Source organism: Caballeronia sp. NK8, from assembly GCF_018408855.1.
Taxonomy (GTDB): Bacteria; Pseudomonadota; Gammaproteobacteria; order Burkholderiales; family Burkholderiaceae; genus Caballeronia.
On the sequence record NZ_AP024322.1, the window covers coordinates 2,197,214 to 2,211,281 of the forward strand.

Here is a 14,068-nt window from a genome sequence, read left to right on the forward strand (position 1 = left end):
CTTTTTTTCAATCTTCGCGATACTCGCGTTCCGCTTTGCGTTCCGCACTCGTGTCCTGCGCGCCGAACCACGTTTCGCAATGGCGCAGCAGGCCATGCACGTCCGATGGCGCGCGCCCGCGCGCGGCGATGTATCCATCCGGACGCACGAGATAGAACGCGGGCCGCGTGCGGCCGTAGTTGTCCGTCAGCGAATTCGCGCCTTCGCCGTGCGTATCGGTGATGCGCCAGACGCGCACCGCGTTCGGCATGATGTTATCGAGAGCTTTCACGAAGCCATCGAGATCCGGATCGCGCATCGCGTGCGCCACGGTGATGGTCGCGGGCGCGAGCGCGATATCGTCCTCGCCGGAGGGATTCACGAGCAGAAAGAGCGAAAAGCAGCCGGGGTCGTGCAGATCGTAGAGACAACCGACGCCCGGCACGCGTCCGAGCGGTCCGTCCACGACATGCACACGTGCATCGGGCGCACGCTCGCCCGCGCGCGGGCCGCCATCGAGCAGACGCTCCAGCGTGAGCGGGCTCTTGCGATAGTTGATCGACAGCTCGCTCACCGTGCGCCGCATCGCGTCGCGCAACGGGCCGATCGCGGCGAGCGCGGGCATCACGTGCTCGCGCATCAGTTTCATCGGGCCGTGCTCGGCGCCGGCCATCTGCGTGAGCATGCTGGACTGACGCAGCACGTCGCGCTCGATCGGATGCCGCTCCGTGTGGTAGCTGTCGAGCAGCCGCTCGGGCGCGCCGCCCGCGAGCATGCGCGCGATCTTCCAGCCGAGGTTGAACGCTTCCTGAATGCCGGTGTTCATGCCCTGCGCGCCGGCCGGACTATGCACGTGCGCCGAATCTCCCGCGAGGAACACGCGTTCCACGCGCAGCCTGTCGACCATGCGGCTGTTCAAATGAAAGTAAGACGACCACGTCAGGTTCGACAGCGCGACCTTGTGATGCACGCGCCGATCGACCAGCGCACGGCATTCGTCGAGCGTCGGGCCAGTCTTCCCGTCCGCCGCGTTGGCCGCGTTCACTGCGTTCACTGCATTCACCGCGCTCGCAAGCGGCGCGGGCAGATCGGCGATCAGGCGGGCGCGGTCGCCGCCCATCGGAAAGAGCGCGGCGAGCCCTTCGCCGGAAGCGAAGATATGGAACTCGTCGTCGGGCCAGTCGGAGTCCGCTTGCAGATCCGCGAGCAGATAGGTTTGATCGAAGGTCTTGCCATCGAAGCCGATGCCGAGCCGATGCCGCACGAAGCTGTGCGCGCCGTCGGCGGCGATCAGATAAGAAGGCCGCAACAGTTCATCGCGTCCGTTCGGATGACGCAGCGTCGCCTGCAAGCCCGCTGAACCTTGCGAGAAATCGACCACTTCGACACCACGCTCCACCATGACGCGATGACCCGCGAGATGCTCGGCGAGCAGGCGTTCGGTCTGCGATTGTTCGAGAAAGAGCAGATACGGATAACGCGTCTGCAGGGGATCGAAGTCGAGGCGCGCGAGGCGCTGGCCATTGGAATAGAGATTCGCGACGCGCGCGCGATGGCCGAGTTCGAGAAACGGTTTGACGACGCGATGCTGCTCGAAAAGCTCCAGCGTGCGGGCCTGAATGCCGATCGCGCGTGAATGCGGCGACGGCTCGCGCGCACGGTCGACGAGCCTGACCGGAATGTGCGCACGCGCGAGGCTCATCGCGGCGGCGAGGCCCGTCGGACCGGCGCCGACGATCAGAACGGGCGCCACGTCCAGCTTGTCGTTCGGATTCAGCTTTGGCGCAAACATGCGGTCCTCCCTGAAACGTCACGATGCCTAGTGTACGCCCGCGCCTCCCGCTTTCGGCACGCCGGAACCTCAGTGGGCGTGCCCGCGCTCGTTGAGCACGCACGCCTGACACGATTCGCCGAACTCCACCTGCACGGTCGCGTGATGCATCGAATACTCGCCGCGCAGCGTCTTCACGACGTCCTGCACGAACGCATCGCCGGGATGGCCTTGCGGCATCACGAGATGCACGGTGAGCGCGTTTTCGGTCGTCGAAAGCGCCCAGACGTGCAGGTCGTGCACGTCGCGTACGCCGGGAAGCTGCTGCAGATACCGCTCGATACGCGACAAGTCGACGGAAGGCGGCACCGCGGCCATCGCGAGGCGCATCGCGTCGCGCCCGAGTCCCCAGGTGCCGTAGACGATCACCGACACGACGATCAGGCTCATCAACGGATCGAGCCAGCTCGCGCCCGTGAACAGGATGATGAGACCGCTCACCGCGACGGCCGCGGAGATCGCGGCATCGGCGGCCATGTGCAGGAACGCGCCGCGCACGTTGAGGTCGTCCTTGCTGCCGCGCATGAAGAGCCACGCGGAAAAACCGTTCACGACCATGCCGAGCGTCGCGACGATGAACACGTCCAGCCCCGCGACCGGCGCCGGATTGATGAGCCGCTGGATCGCTTCGAGGACGATCGCGCCGCATGCGAACAGCAGCAGCGCGGCATTGGCGAGCGACGCGAGAATCGACGAACTGCCGAGACCGAACGTATAGCGCGCGCTCGGCTGACGCTTGCCGAGCCACACGGCGGCCCACGCGAGCAGCAGGCCGAGCACGTCGGAGAGATTGTGGCCGGCGTCGGCGAGCAGCGCGGTCGAATGCGCGAGGAAGCCGTAGATCGCCTGCACGACCACGATCACCACGTTCAGGGCGACCGCGAGCGCGAACGTGCGGCCCTGCCCCGCCTGCGGCGCGTGATGGTGATGATGGCCGTGACCGTGCTCGTGGCCGTGCGCGTGCCCGTCGTGATGTTCGTGTTTTTCGTGTGCTTCGTGTCGATGCGTGCTCATGGCGTGCTCATCGGGGTGCGCGTGATTCGGTGGCGATCATTCGATATCCGTCGCGTCGCCTTGCGGCTCCGCGATGTGCTCCAGCAACTCCCCCAGCATCGCGCTGATGTGGCGGTCGGCGGCCACGTAGAAGACCTGTTTGCCCTGGCGTTCGGCCCGCACGATCCGCGCCGCGCGCAGCAGACGCAAGTGATGGCTCACGAGCGACGCCGACAGCCCGAGCAACTCCGCGATCGCCCCGACCGCGCGCCTCTGCTCGACGCACGCGAGGACGATGCGCAAGCGCGTCGGGTCGCCTAGCAGGCGGAACAGGTCGGCGAGCGGCACGACGCGGTCATCGGAGGTGATCGGGCTGGCGGCGGGAGGCGAATCGGCGGACACGGATATCGACAACGTATGAATAGCTGTTCAGATGTTAAGTGCCATCGCCGCAACATGTCAATCGCGCTTTCCGGAGCGGCGGCGCGGGTGTGGGAAAATGCGGGGTTTGCTTTTTCCCGGCCAGAAGTTTCCCCGTCATGGACACCGTATTCGCCCGCGGTTTCGCGGCCCATCGTGACGGCCGCCTGACCGACGCGGAGCGCGACTATCAGGCCGCGCTCGCCGCCGAACCCGAACACGTCGACGCCCTTCACTACCTCGGCGTGCTGCGCCATCAGCAAGGCCAGCACGCGGAGGCGGCGGAACTCGTGCGTCGCGCCGTCGACCTGCGTCCGAGCGATGCCGGTCTGCAGCTCAATCTCGGCAACGCGTTGAAGGCGCTTGGCCGCCTCGACGACGCGATCGAACGGTTTCGCAACGCGCTCACGCTCGCGCCGGGTTTCCCGCTCGCGCAGTACAACCTCGGCAACGCCTACACGGCGGCCGGCCGCCACGAAGACGCCGCCGATGCGTTCGAAAAGGCGTTGCGTCTGCAGCCCAACGATCCCGCCGCGTGGAACAACTTCGGCAATGCGCTCTCCGGGCTGCGCCGCTTCAAGGACGCCGCGCACGCGTTCAAGCGCGCGCTCGCGCTGCGCCCGCGCCATGCCGGCGCGCACAACAATCTAGGCATGGCGCTCAACGCGCTCGGCGACACGCTCGGCGCCATCGCGCACTTTCGCGCGGCGCTGGACGTCGAGCCGAATTACGTCGCCGCGCATTTCAATCTCGGCAATCTGCTCGACGCGAACGGCCATCCCGATGACGCGCTGCCCGTGCTGCAAAAGGCGGTCGCGTTGCAGCCGCACTTCGCGCCGGGCTATTTCGGGCTCGGTCACGCGCTCGCGAAGCTCGGCCGTCACGATCAGGCCGTGCTCCACTTCGAGCGTGCGGTCGGACTCGATCCGAAATACGGCGTCGCGTGGCTGTGTCTCGGCAACACGCATCTGGCGCTCGGGGCGCATCGCGCGGCGCTGCGCGCGTTCGAGATGGCGTTGCGCATCGATCCTTCGATGCCCGCCGCGCATCTGAACCGCGCCCTCGCGCTGCTCGCGACCGGCGATTACGCGCGCGGTCTCGCCGGCTACGAGTGGCGTCTGCAGACGCCCGGCAGCGAACCCGCGCCGTCCTTCCCGCGCTGGCACGGCGAAGCGATGCCGGGCCGCACGCTGCTCGTACGCGCCGAGCAGGGTTTTGGCGATACCTTGCAGTTCGCGCGCTTCGTGCCGTTCGCGGCGAAGCTCGTCGGCAAGCTGGTGCTGGAAGTGCAACCCGCGCTCGTGCCGCTGCTCGCGCCCGCCGCGCATGCCGCACGCGTCGAGCTGAAAAGCAAATCGGATGGCACGGCGGTGGCCGCCGACGCGTTTTGCCCGCTGCTCAGCCTGCCGCTGGCGCTCGGCATGACTTCGCCCGAGTCGATTCCGGCGCGCGCGCCCTATCTCGTCGTGCCCGCCGATTACCGGCGCAAGTGGCGCGGGTCGATCGGCGGCCAGGAGCGGCGCAAGATCGGCATCACGTGGTCGGGACGGATGCAGCCGGGCGAGACGCGTTCGGTGCCGGTTTCCGAACTCGCCCCGCTCTTCGCGCTCGGCGGCATCGACTGGATCGTGCTCCAGCAGTTCCTCACCGGACGCGAGCGCGACGTGTTACGCGCGCATCCGAACACGAAATCGATCCATCTGCTGGAAGGACGCCTCGAAAACTTCGCGGATACCGGCGCGATCGTCGATCGTCTCGACGCCGTGGTGTCGGTGGATACGTCCGTCGCGCACCTCGCGGGCGCGCTCGGCAAGCCGGTCTGGGTGATGCTGCCGTTCGCCGCCGACTGGCGCTGGGGCGTCGGGTCGAACGACAGCGCGTGGTATCCGGATGCACGCCTCGTGCGGCAGCGCGCGCCGGGGCAATGGCGGGAAGTGATCGAGGAAACGGCGGCGGCGCTGGCTGCGGTTCCGGCGTAAAAAATCCCTCGCTTTTTGGCTAGTCTGTCGAGACCCGCGTCCCAAATGGGATTGCGGGTTTTTTGTTGCCGGAGATATTTGCAGAAGCGGACCGGGAAATCGACGTTTGAACCAGACTATTCTCCTAAGCCGCAGGTTCATACCGCAGCAAATCGGACAAATAAGCTTCCATATCGAGAAGCAATTTGGTGAAATATGATGGCCTATGTTGAAGCAGAACACATCCATCTGCTTCACTGAAACGAAGCACAAATTTGATATTCGCTTCATCATGGGCTAGCATTGAGGCTATTTCCGATAGCCTATAAGGCAGCAAAATGGATTCCAGATTGAGACAGCTTCGGCTTGAGCAGGTCCAGGCGTCAGCCGCAGCGTTCTCGGATTTGACCAACCGTCGGCCTCCGCCACGTGGATGGCTGAAGGCCATCCGGGAGTCGTTAGGGCTCACCGAGCGACAACAAGCCGAGAGATTGGGCATTACCGGTTCCACCCTGCACAAGTCGGAGTCGGCGGAAGCCGAGGAGCGAATCACGCTCGGACAACTGCGCAAGTTGGCTGAAGGACTGGACTGCGAACTCGTCTATGCTCTGGTGCCCAGAAAGCCACTGACTCAAGTGGTCGAAGACCGGGCGCGCTCAATTGCCCTGCAGGAAGTGAGTAGCGTTGCGCACACCATGAGTCTGGAAGACCAACGTCCGGCGACCGACCGACTTCGCAAACAGGTTGAGCAGAGAACGGCCGAACTACTTCGGGGCCGTTGGTCCGACCTATGGCGATAGATCTGGACGAACAGGACGGCCAGACCCCACTCGACCCTGACGAGCTTGCAGGGCTGATACCGACGCACCTGGTCACCAAGGGCGACCTGAATGACTGGGAGCAGGAAAACATCCTTCAAGCCGTGCAATGGACTCGCCGGCAACGCAAGGTCGATGTCCTCAGTGAAGCGTTCTGTCGCAACCTTCACAGGAAAATGTTCGACCAGACCTGGTCGTGGGCCGGTGCGTTCCGCAAGTCCGACAAGAACATCGGATGTGACTGGACACAGGTCAGCGTAAAACTGAGAAACCTTTTCGAAAACACGCGGTGGTGGGTCGACAACGGCACATTCCCGCCCGATGAGATTGCCGCACGATTCCACCGCGACCTGGTATGGATTCATCCCTTTGCAAACGGCAACGGTCGACACTCACGGATGATGGCTGATGCGCTCTTGCGCAGCATGAAAATAGAGCCGTTTTCGTGGGGCGGCGGCGGGACATTGGTCAAAGCAGACAACGCCCGATCGAATTACCTGACCGCCTTGCGCGCGGCGGACAAGGGTGACTACGGTTTGCTGTTAATCTTCGTGCGAAGTACCGCTTAGCCATCGCAAGAACACGAGCCTCCGGAGAGGCTCGCAATAATCACGGCACCGCTTCCGTCAGGCGGTCTTGTACTGATTGCGCGCCTCGGGCGAGCGATACAGCACGAGCGTCGCGATCAGGCCGCAGATCGCCGCGAGGCCCATCCACAGACCGGGCGCGGCCTTGTTGCCGGTCGCGTGAATCAGATATGTGGAGATCGCCGGCGTGAAACCGCCGATCGTCGTCGCGAGGCTGTAGGCCATCGAGAAACCGGTCGTGCGCGTTTCGACCGGCATGACCTCCGTCAGCGCGACCACCATCGCGCCGTTATAGCTGCCGTACAGGAACGACAGCCACAGTTCGCACATCAAGAGACGCAGGAACGACGGGTCCGCAACCAGCCATTGCACCACCGGATACGACGTCAGAATGGTGAGAATCGTAAACACGAGCAGCACCGGACGCCGCCCGACGCGATCCGACAACGCACCCATCAGCGGCAGCCAGACCAGATTCGAGATGCCGACGCATACCGTCACGACGAGCGCATCGACGGCGGAGAGCTTCAGGACTTCCTTGCCGAAGGTCGGCGTGTACGCGGTGATCATGTAGAACGACACCGTCGTCATGATGACCATGCCCATGCCGGCAAGCACGATGGCCCAGTTCTGCGCGATGGAGCGCGCGATCTCGCCCATGCCCGGACGATGCTTCCTCGCGAGAAACTCGTCGGTTTCGCGCAGCGACCGGCGGATGATGAAGAGAAACGGCACGATGAGACAGCCGATCAGGAACGGCACGCGCCAGCCCCACGCCGTCATCTGCTCGGGCGGCAGCAGGCGGTTCATGATCACGCCGATCAGCGCCGCGAACACGACGGCGACCTGTTGGCTGCCGGACTGCCACGAACAATAGAAACCCTTGTTGCCCTTGGTCGCGATCTCGGACAGATACACCGACACCCCGCCCAGTTCGACGCCCGCCGAGAAGCCTTGCAGCAGCCGCCCGCCCAGCACGATGATCGGCGCCAGCGCACCGATGGTCGCATAGCCCGGCACGAGCGCGACGCACGCGGTGCCGACCGCCATCAGCCCGAGCGTGAGGATCAGGCCCTTGCGCCGGCCATGATGGTCGATGTACGCGCCGAGCACGATGGCGCCGACCGGCCGCATCAGAAAGCCCGCGCCGAAGACGGACAGCGCGAGCATCAGCGAGGCGAATTCGTTGCCGCTTGGAAAGTAGGTCTTGGCAATCGCCGAGGCATAGTAGCCGTAGACCATGAAGTCGTACATTTCAAGGAAGTTTCCGCTGACGACGCGAAAGACCGACTTGAACTTGGATTCGTTGGCTGGTGTGACGTGGGTCGTGGACATGACTTTCCCGGAATCGATGAACGCACTCGCGATGCGCTCGATTTTAACGCCTCCCCGCTCGCGCCTGCACACAACTTCGTTTAATTTTGCCTAAATCAACATTAAAATACGGTTACATATGCCTAACTTTAAGCTAACATCCGAACAGAAACTGGACGCGAAAATTTCGCTGCGCGCGGCGACATCGGCCGATACGGCGCTCATTGCGTCGATGCACACGCGCAGTTGGGCATCGGCGTATCGCGGCATCCTGCCGGACAGCTACCTCGATCGCGATCTGCAGGCCGAACGCGCGGGTCACTGGGAGGCGCGCATCAAGGAAGTCGAGGCCGGCGCGGCCAGCGTGTTCATCGCGGAGCATGAGGGCGATACCGTCGGCTTCATCTGTGTCGTGGAACCGGACGAGACGGGGAGCGTGCTCGTCGACAACCTTCATGCGCTGCCCGGGCGTCGCGGTCTCGGCACGGGCACCGTGATGCTCGACGAAGCGGCGCGCTGGGCCCGCGCGCGCGGTGCGCGGCAGTTGCATCTCTACGTGCTCGAGCAGAACGCGGCGGCGATCGGCTTCTACGAGTCGCGCGGCTGGAAACGGGCCGCGCGCGAAGCGGACCATATGGCGGGCATCGATCTCTTTTCACTGCGCTACGTGTTTCCGCTCGACCAGGAATAAGCACAAGAACACCAGATCGGTCAATAAGCATTCCTGTCAAAAATAGACAATAGGAATCTTCTGGTCGTCGCGCGCGTAACCGTTTCGTATGATCGCGGGTCGAATTTCCGACCATCCTCGCGCCGACCCGCGGTGCTGTCTTCTGCGGCCACGAAGGTCCGGGCAGGTTGTTTCATTGTCCGCGCCCGGGCGCATCACGTGGAATCTTCATGACCGAACCGTTGATCGTAGTTGAAGGCAATCTGCGTCTGCCGACGCTGCGCGCGCTGACGGACCCGTCCTTGAACTTCGGTCTGGATTGGTCGCCTGCGCGCACGCGTCCTGTTCAATCGCCGACCGAATATGCGCTGTTCGCGGCGCGCTTCGAAACCGCCTATGTGCCCGCGCTCAGCCTGTCCGACGTGCATTCGCCCTATCGGGCGGCGAGCCTGTGGGCAGTGTTCGCGAAGGAGGAGATTCCGCGCGCGATGCTGAATCTGATTCAGGACCCGCAGGCTCGCAGCCCCGCCGACGACACGCGCGCAGACCCGATTCATCTGGCGGTCGGCGCTCCGGCGATCGCCCGCAGGCACGGCTTCAGCAAGCCGGTCGCCGCCGCCATCGCCGCTGCGGGCGGCGTGCTCATCGTATGGCTGCTGTTCGGGCTCGAACCCGGTTCGACGGGCAACACGCGCTCTGCGCCCGCCGAACAGGCCAAGGTGCGCGCCCAGCCGGATGCCGTAGCGTCCGCATCGGCGCCAGTGGCGGTCACGACCGCCTCCATTCCGAACCAGCCGACCTTCGACATGGCCCCCATCGCCGCGAGCACGGAACCCTACGCGACACCGCCCGCAGCCACGCCCATAGCAACGGCGTCGAATCAGTCGGATCAGGTGGCCAGCATCGAACCGATATCCGATGTGTCGACCTCCCCGGCCGTCACCGCCGCGACGACATCACTCGACGCCGCGCCCATCGCGACAGCGCCGAGGCAGTCGGCACAGTCGCAGCGGCGCGTGGTCGCCGCATCGGCAACCGCGACCGCATCCGCTGAGCGCACGCACAACGGCCGCGTCAGAGCCGTGCTGGCGCCGCGAGCGAACTCTGCTGCGCCAACTCGTGCTCACGCGCCGGCCGAGCGCGTCGCGAAGCACGATGCCACGCGGCATGCGCGCGTGGCATCGGGCAAGCCACAGGCACGCCAGACATCGAAGACCGTTGCGTCGCTGGACCCGACGACGCTCTACTCGATGCTCCAGCATTCACCGACGCTCGACAGCAACGCGGGCCCGTCCGGCCGCGCTGCTGCGAACGGCGCGCGTTGAGCAGCGCACGACGCACCGCCAGCCGATCAACCCTTCCGGCCATGACGCCAACATGAAGCAATTCCGTTATCTCCATCACGCGACGCTCACGCTCGCCTTGTCCCTGTGCGGCGTGCTCACGCCTTTCACGAGCACGTTCGCGGCTCCGCCAGCGGCCAAAGCGGCCGCGACGGCGCCTCAGCCCGCAGCAGCGCTGGCGCAGGCCGCGCCCGAGGATCTGTCCGACCTGAACGCCGATTCCAACGCACCGCGCGTCGAAGGCAATATCGCCGAATTGCAGAATCTCGTGCAGGCGGGAAGCCTCACGGAATTGCGGGCGACGCGCAACGGCAGCTACGGCGCGAAGCTCTTCTTCCTCGCATCGGAGATGCTGTACTACGTCGCGCTCTCGCAGGACGAACGCTGGTGGCGCGTCGTGAAGACGCAGGACGCGGCCCGCGCCGAATCGATCTACGCGCAGTTCGCGCGCAAGAGCTTCGATCTCGCCGATGGCGAAATCAGCCGCACGCAATTGCAGGCGCAGAAGGCGCTGCTCGAACGCGTGATCGCGAAATCGGCGGATCGGGCGAACCGCCTTACCGCCGACCTCGCGCTCGCGCAGCAGCAGGATTCGCAAGTGACGCAGCGTCAGCAGCAGCTTCAGGCGGAGTCGGCCGTATTGCAGACGGACAAGCTCGAGGCCGAACGCAAGCTGCGCGCGCTGCAGTTGCAGGTCGAACAGCTTCAGAAGCAGACGGAAGCCGGACTCGCGCCGGTGACCTCGCGCTGAGTCATCCGCACACGCCTGACAAACAAGAAGGCCCGCTCGAATCGAGCGGGCCTTCTGCTTTTGCGGCCTACCGAGAAACTAGAACCGCGTCTCGCGCGCGACGCGCAGGAACGTGTCGAGCAGCGGCGTGCAGTCGAGCAGCTCCGCGCCGCCCGCGCGATGAAACTCCGGGTGCCACTGCACGCCGACCACGAACGGCGACTTCCGGTACCGCACCGCCTCGATGATCCCGTCCGACGCCGACACCGCCTCGATGTTCAGATCGCGCCCGAGCGTCTTCACCGCCTGATGGTGGATCGAATTGACGATCGCCTCGCGCTGGTTCGGGAACATGTTGACGAGCGTGGAGCCATCGGGGAAGCGGATCGAGTGGCGATGCTGGTCGTATTTCTCGTTGACGTGGATGCCGGCGGTCGGCACATCGGTGGCGATGTCGCCGTAGAGCGTGCCGCCGAACGCCACGTTGATGAGCTGACAGCCGCGGCACACGCCGAGCACGGGCTTGCCCGACTCGACGAACTCGTGGAGCAGCTCCAGCTCGTACATATCGCGCACGCGGTCGCCCGGCCATTCGGGACGCGTCGTTCTTTCCTCGTAGGACTGCGGAGAAACGTCGGCGCCGCCTTGCAGCAGAAGGCCGTCGAGATGCTTCGCGTAGTCGCGCAGACGGATATTGCTCGGATGCAGCATGCCCTGATGACCGACCGTCGGAATCATGAAGACGAGCACATCGCGCGACATGACCCAGTGCGCGATCGATTCCTCCAGATATTGCAGCGTCTTGCCGCGCAGCCCTTTCGCGCCCGGTTCGGGGTGAAAGATGCGCGCCGACACGCCGATGCGCAAGGTGCGCTGCGTGATGCGCTGCCCCGCGCGATCGAAGATCTGACGCGCGCGCGCCGCGACGATGCGCCCGAACACCGACCACGCCGAGTCGGACTGCTTGAGATACGCGGGCTGGGCCGGCGCGGCCGCCTGTTCGGGCGGCGGCGCGACCGGCGGATTGAGCTTGCCGAAATCCGGCGCGTCGGAAAAGGCCGGCGGCATGCCGACGGCGGGCGGCGGAACGGTGCGGCCAGTCGGAGAATCGGTCGCGGCGGATTGCGAATTGGCCGTGCTCGCGGCTTCCGCTTCGGTCGCGGCTTCGAGATTTTCGGCGAGGCTCGCTTTGGTGTTGGCCGATGCGCGCTGCTTGTCGCGCACCGAGGCTTCCTGCGCGGCGGTCGCACTCGCCGCCGATGCGCGCGCTTCGCGGGCCGCCTGCTGGGCGTCGTCGCGACGCGCCTGCGCGGTGTCGACCGGCTCCACGTTCGATGCGCTCGAAGGCGCGTCCGTCGATGCCCGTTCGGTCGCGCTCGCCTTGGGGCCGGGCGCCGAGGCCGCCGCCGCAGCTTCGGGCGGCGCGGTGGGATTCGCGCCCGATGGTCCGTTTGCCGCCTGGGAATCGGCGCCGCTTCGGCGTGCGTCGGTGTTGCTTGCGTCGTTGGACGTTTTGTTATCGCTCATTCCGGATTCAGGCGCGCGAGCGCCATAGGAGAATGGACCAACCCCGATTATCCGCCTCCGACCCGCGCGGGGGCAAACCACCACACATTTGGTCACATTATCGCGGGAACCCGTCGCACGATTCCATTCAATGGTCGCGCGGCTCCTCGAAGGTTTCGCGCAACGCGATCTGCATCGTCGCGTGGATTTTCACGCACCAGCGCCATAGCACCGTCAGCAGCAGCGCCGCGCAGAGCAGCACGCCGACCATCAGGCCGAACGGCGGCAGAATGCCGCCCGACAGCGCCGCGACCAGCAGAAAGACGCCGAACATCGCGACGATCGGAATCAGCCCGGAAATCGCCGAGCGGATCGCGCTCGTGAAGCGCCCCGCTTTCGCGGGCTGCACGCTCACTTCGGCGAGCAGCAGCGCGAGCGAGTCGAGCTTGCGATAGACCGCGACCAGAAACGGCAACGCGACGACGAGCGCCGCGCCCCACAGCACGACGCGTCGCGCGTTGTCGGTGTCGAGCCAGCGCGCGAGATAGCCCGACGCGAACGGCGCGGCATACGATGCGCCGAGGAAAATCGCCGCCACGAGCGCGAGATTCACCGCGATCTGCAGAACGATGCGCCGCGTCATCGAGAACAGCGTCGGGCCGCCGGACGCGGGCGTCAGGCTCGCGAGCCATTGCGAATACAGCCCGAAGGTATGCACGAGCGGCGCGGGCATCGCGCGCGCGAGGCGCGCCGTGAGCGGATCGGCGGCGCGGATCAGATACGGCGTGAAGAGCGTCGTGAGCGCGGAGACGGCCACCGCGATCGGATACAGAAAGCTGCTCGTGACCTTCAGCGACAAACCCAGCGACGCGATGATGAACGAGAACTCGCCGATCTGCGAGACGCTCATGCCGACGCGCATCGACGTGCGCCCGTCCTTGCCCGCGAGAAAGGTGCCGAGCCCGCACGACACGATCTTGCCGAGCACGACCGCGATCGTGATGACGGCGATCGGCCACGCATAGTCGACCAGCACCGCCGGATTCAGCAACAGCCCGATGGTGACGAAGAAGATCGCCGAGAACATGTCGCGCACCGGCGCGATCAGATGCTCGATGCGCGCGAGATGCTTCGACTCCGCCATGATCGCGCCGATCAGGAACGCGCCGAGCGCGATCGAATAGTCGAGCTTCACGACGAGCAGGCAGAAGCCGAAGCAAAAGCCCAGCACCGTGACGAGCAGCATCTCGTCGCTCTTCGCGCGCGCGACATAGTTGAGCGCGCGCGGCACGGTGAGAATGCCAATCACCAGCGACACCGTCATGAAGAGCAGCAGCTTGCCGAGCGTGACGACCGCGACGCCCGCGCTCACCGAGCCCGTCTGCGCGATGCCGGACAGCAGCACGAGCATGGCGATCGCGAGAATGTCCTCGACGATCAGAATGCCGAACACGATCTGCGCGAAATGCTCGCCCTTCATGCCGAGTTCGGAGAGCGCCTTCACGATGATCGTCGTCGACGAGATCGCGAGCATCGCGCCGAGAAAGAGCGAGTCCATCGCGTTCCAGCCGAACCAGCGCCCGATCTCGTAGCCGACCCAGATCATCAGCACGATTTCCGAGAGCGCCGCGACGAACGCCGTTGCGCCGACCTTGAAGAGCTTGCGCAGGCTGAATTCGAGCCCGAGCGAGAACATCAGGAAAACGACGCCCAATTCGCCGAGCGTCTGGATCGTCGCTTCGTCGTGGATCAGATTGAACGGCGGCGTGTACGGCCCGATGATCACTCCTGCCGCGATATAGCCGAGCACGACCGGCTGCCGCAGGCGATGAAACAGCACCGTCACGAGACCCGCGATGGCCATGATCACTGCCAGATCCTGGATGAAGCCGATCGCGTGATGCATCAAACAGTTCCTT

Annotated in this window: 12 protein-coding genes; 6 read left to right on the forward strand and 6 right to left on the reverse strand. The window is 65.1% G+C overall.

All coding sequences use genetic code 11. From position 1 onward, the window contains the following. Positions 1–7: 7 nt before the first annotated feature. From NK8_RS10530 to NK8_RS10540, 3 genes are all read right to left on the reverse strand, one after another. Complete coding sequence (locus tag NK8_RS10530; protein ID WP_213226279.1) at positions 8–1,771, reverse strand: FAD-dependent monooxygenase; 1,764 nt, start codon at positions 1,769–1,771, stop codon at positions 8–10. 69 nt (positions 1,772–1,840) lie between these two features. Next, on the reverse strand, positions 1,841–2,824 hold the full coding sequence (locus tag NK8_RS10535) for a cation diffusion facilitator family transporter (RefSeq protein WP_213226280.1): 984 nt from the start codon (positions 2,822–2,824) through the stop codon (positions 1,841–1,843). A 36-nt stretch (positions 2,825–2,860) separates the two neighbouring features. Further along, complete coding sequence (locus tag NK8_RS10540) at positions 2,861–3,205, reverse strand: helix-turn-helix transcriptional regulator (protein WP_213226281.1); 345 nt, start codon at positions 3,203–3,205, stop codon at positions 2,861–2,863. 137 nt (positions 3,206–3,342) lie between these two features. Here NK8_RS10540 and NK8_RS10545 point away from each other — a divergent pair, with 137 nt between their 5' ends. The 3 genes from NK8_RS10545 to NK8_RS10555 all read left to right on the forward strand — a co-directional run bounded on the left by NK8_RS10545 (position 3,343) and on the right by NK8_RS10555 (position 6,568). After that, complete coding sequence (locus NK8_RS10545; protein WP_213226282.1) at positions 3,343–5,202, forward strand: tetratricopeptide repeat protein; 1,860 nt, start codon at positions 3,343–3,345, stop codon at positions 5,200–5,202. A 317-nt stretch (positions 5,203–5,519) separates the two neighbouring features. After that, positions 5,520–5,981, forward strand: coding sequence for a mobile mystery protein A (locus NK8_RS10550; protein ID WP_213226283.1), 462 nt, complete (start codon positions 5,520–5,522; stop codon positions 5,979–5,981). Then, positions 5,972–6,568: a mobile mystery protein B gene (locus tag NK8_RS10555; protein WP_213226284.1), complete on the forward strand. Its 597-nt coding sequence runs from the start codon at positions 5,972–5,974 to the stop codon at positions 6,566–6,568. Before NK8_RS10550 ends, NK8_RS10555 begins: the two co-directional genes overlap by 10 nt. 57 nt (positions 6,569–6,625) lie before the next feature. Here the strand turns inward: NK8_RS10555 and NK8_RS10560 are convergent, their stop codons facing one another. Next, complete coding sequence (locus NK8_RS10560) at positions 6,626–7,921, reverse strand: MFS transporter (protein ID WP_162066138.1); 1,296 nt, start codon at positions 7,919–7,921, stop codon at positions 6,626–6,628. A 118-nt stretch (positions 7,922–8,039) separates the two neighbouring features. Here NK8_RS10560 and NK8_RS10565 point away from each other — a divergent pair, with 118 nt between their 5' ends. The 3 genes from NK8_RS10565 (at position 8,040) to NK8_RS10575 (ending at position 10,664) form a co-directional block, all read left to right on the forward strand. Next, entirely contained in the window at positions 8,040–8,591 is a 552-nt protein-coding gene (locus NK8_RS10565; RefSeq protein ID WP_225936159.1) for a GNAT family N-acetyltransferase, read from the forward strand. Positions 8,592–8,800: 209 nt separating this feature from the next. Beyond that, positions 8,801–9,895 carry a hypothetical protein gene (locus tag NK8_RS10570; RefSeq protein ID WP_213226285.1) on the forward strand — a complete coding sequence of 365 codons (1,095 nt, stop codon included), beginning with the start codon at positions 8,801–8,803 and terminating at the stop codon, positions 9,893–9,895. 52 nt (positions 9,896–9,947) lie between these two features. Then, a complete protein-coding gene (locus tag NK8_RS10575; RefSeq protein WP_213226286.1) occupies positions 9,948–10,664 on the forward strand; it encodes a DUF2968 domain-containing protein in 717 nt (238 codons plus the stop codon). Positions 10,665–10,742: 78 nt separating this feature from the next. On the opposite strand, the gene NK8_RS10580 is transcribed toward NK8_RS10575, so the two are convergent. Both NK8_RS10580 and NK8_RS10585 read right to left on the reverse strand, forming a co-directional pair. Then, the gene (locus NK8_RS10580; protein ID WP_213226287.1) at positions 10,743–12,170 is read right to left on the reverse strand and encodes a gamma-glutamyl-gamma-aminobutyrate hydrolase family protein; all 1,428 of its coding nucleotides are present in this window, start codon (positions 12,168–12,170) and stop codon (positions 10,743–10,745) included. A gap of 127 nt (positions 12,171–12,297) precedes the next feature. Next, a complete protein-coding gene (locus NK8_RS10585) occupies positions 12,298–14,055 on the reverse strand; it encodes a cation:proton antiporter (protein WP_213226288.1) in 1,758 nt (585 codons plus the stop codon). Between the last annotated feature and the right edge of the window lie 13 nt (positions 14,056–14,068).

Excerpts from the sequence above, each read along its gene's own strand:
- NK8_RS10585 (WP_213226288.1), bottom strand. The coding sequence starts at position 14,055 with ATGCATCACGCGATCGGCTTCATCCAGGATCTGGCAGTGATCATGGCC.
- NK8_RS10545 (WP_213226282.1), top strand. The coding sequence starts at position 3,343 with ATGGACACCGTATTCGCCCGCGGTTTCGCGGCCCATCGTGACGGCCGC.
- NK8_RS10565 (WP_225936159.1), top strand. The coding sequence starts at position 8,040 with ATGCCTAACTTTAAGCTAACATCCGAACAGAAACTGGACGCGAAAATT.
- NK8_RS10570 (WP_213226285.1), top strand. The coding sequence starts at position 8,801 with ATGACCGAACCGTTGATCGTAGTTGAAGGCAATCTGCGTCTGCCGACG.
- NK8_RS10580 (WP_213226287.1), bottom strand. The coding sequence starts at position 12,170 with ATGAGCGATAACAAAACGTCCAACGACGCAAGCAACACCGACGCACGC.
- NK8_RS10550 (WP_213226283.1), top strand. The coding sequence starts at position 5,520 with ATGGATTCCAGATTGAGACAGCTTCGGCTTGAGCAGGTCCAGGCGTCA.
- NK8_RS10555 (WP_213226284.1), top strand. The coding sequence starts at position 5,972 with ATGGCGATAGATCTGGACGAACAGGACGGCCAGACCCCACTCGACCCT.
- NK8_RS10535 (WP_213226280.1), bottom strand. The coding sequence starts at position 2,824 with ATGAGCACGCATCGACACGAAGCACACGAAAAACACGAACATCACGAC.
- NK8_RS10560 (WP_162066138.1), bottom strand. The coding sequence starts at position 7,921 with ATGTCCACGACCCACGTCACACCAGCCAACGAATCCAAGTTCAAGTCG.
- NK8_RS10575 (WP_213226286.1), top strand. The coding sequence starts at position 9,948 with ATGAAGCAATTCCGTTATCTCCATCACGCGACGCTCACGCTCGCCTTG.
- NK8_RS10530 (WP_213226279.1), bottom strand. The coding sequence starts at position 1,771 with ATGTTTGCGCCAAAGCTGAATCCGAACGACAAGCTGGACGTGGCGCCC.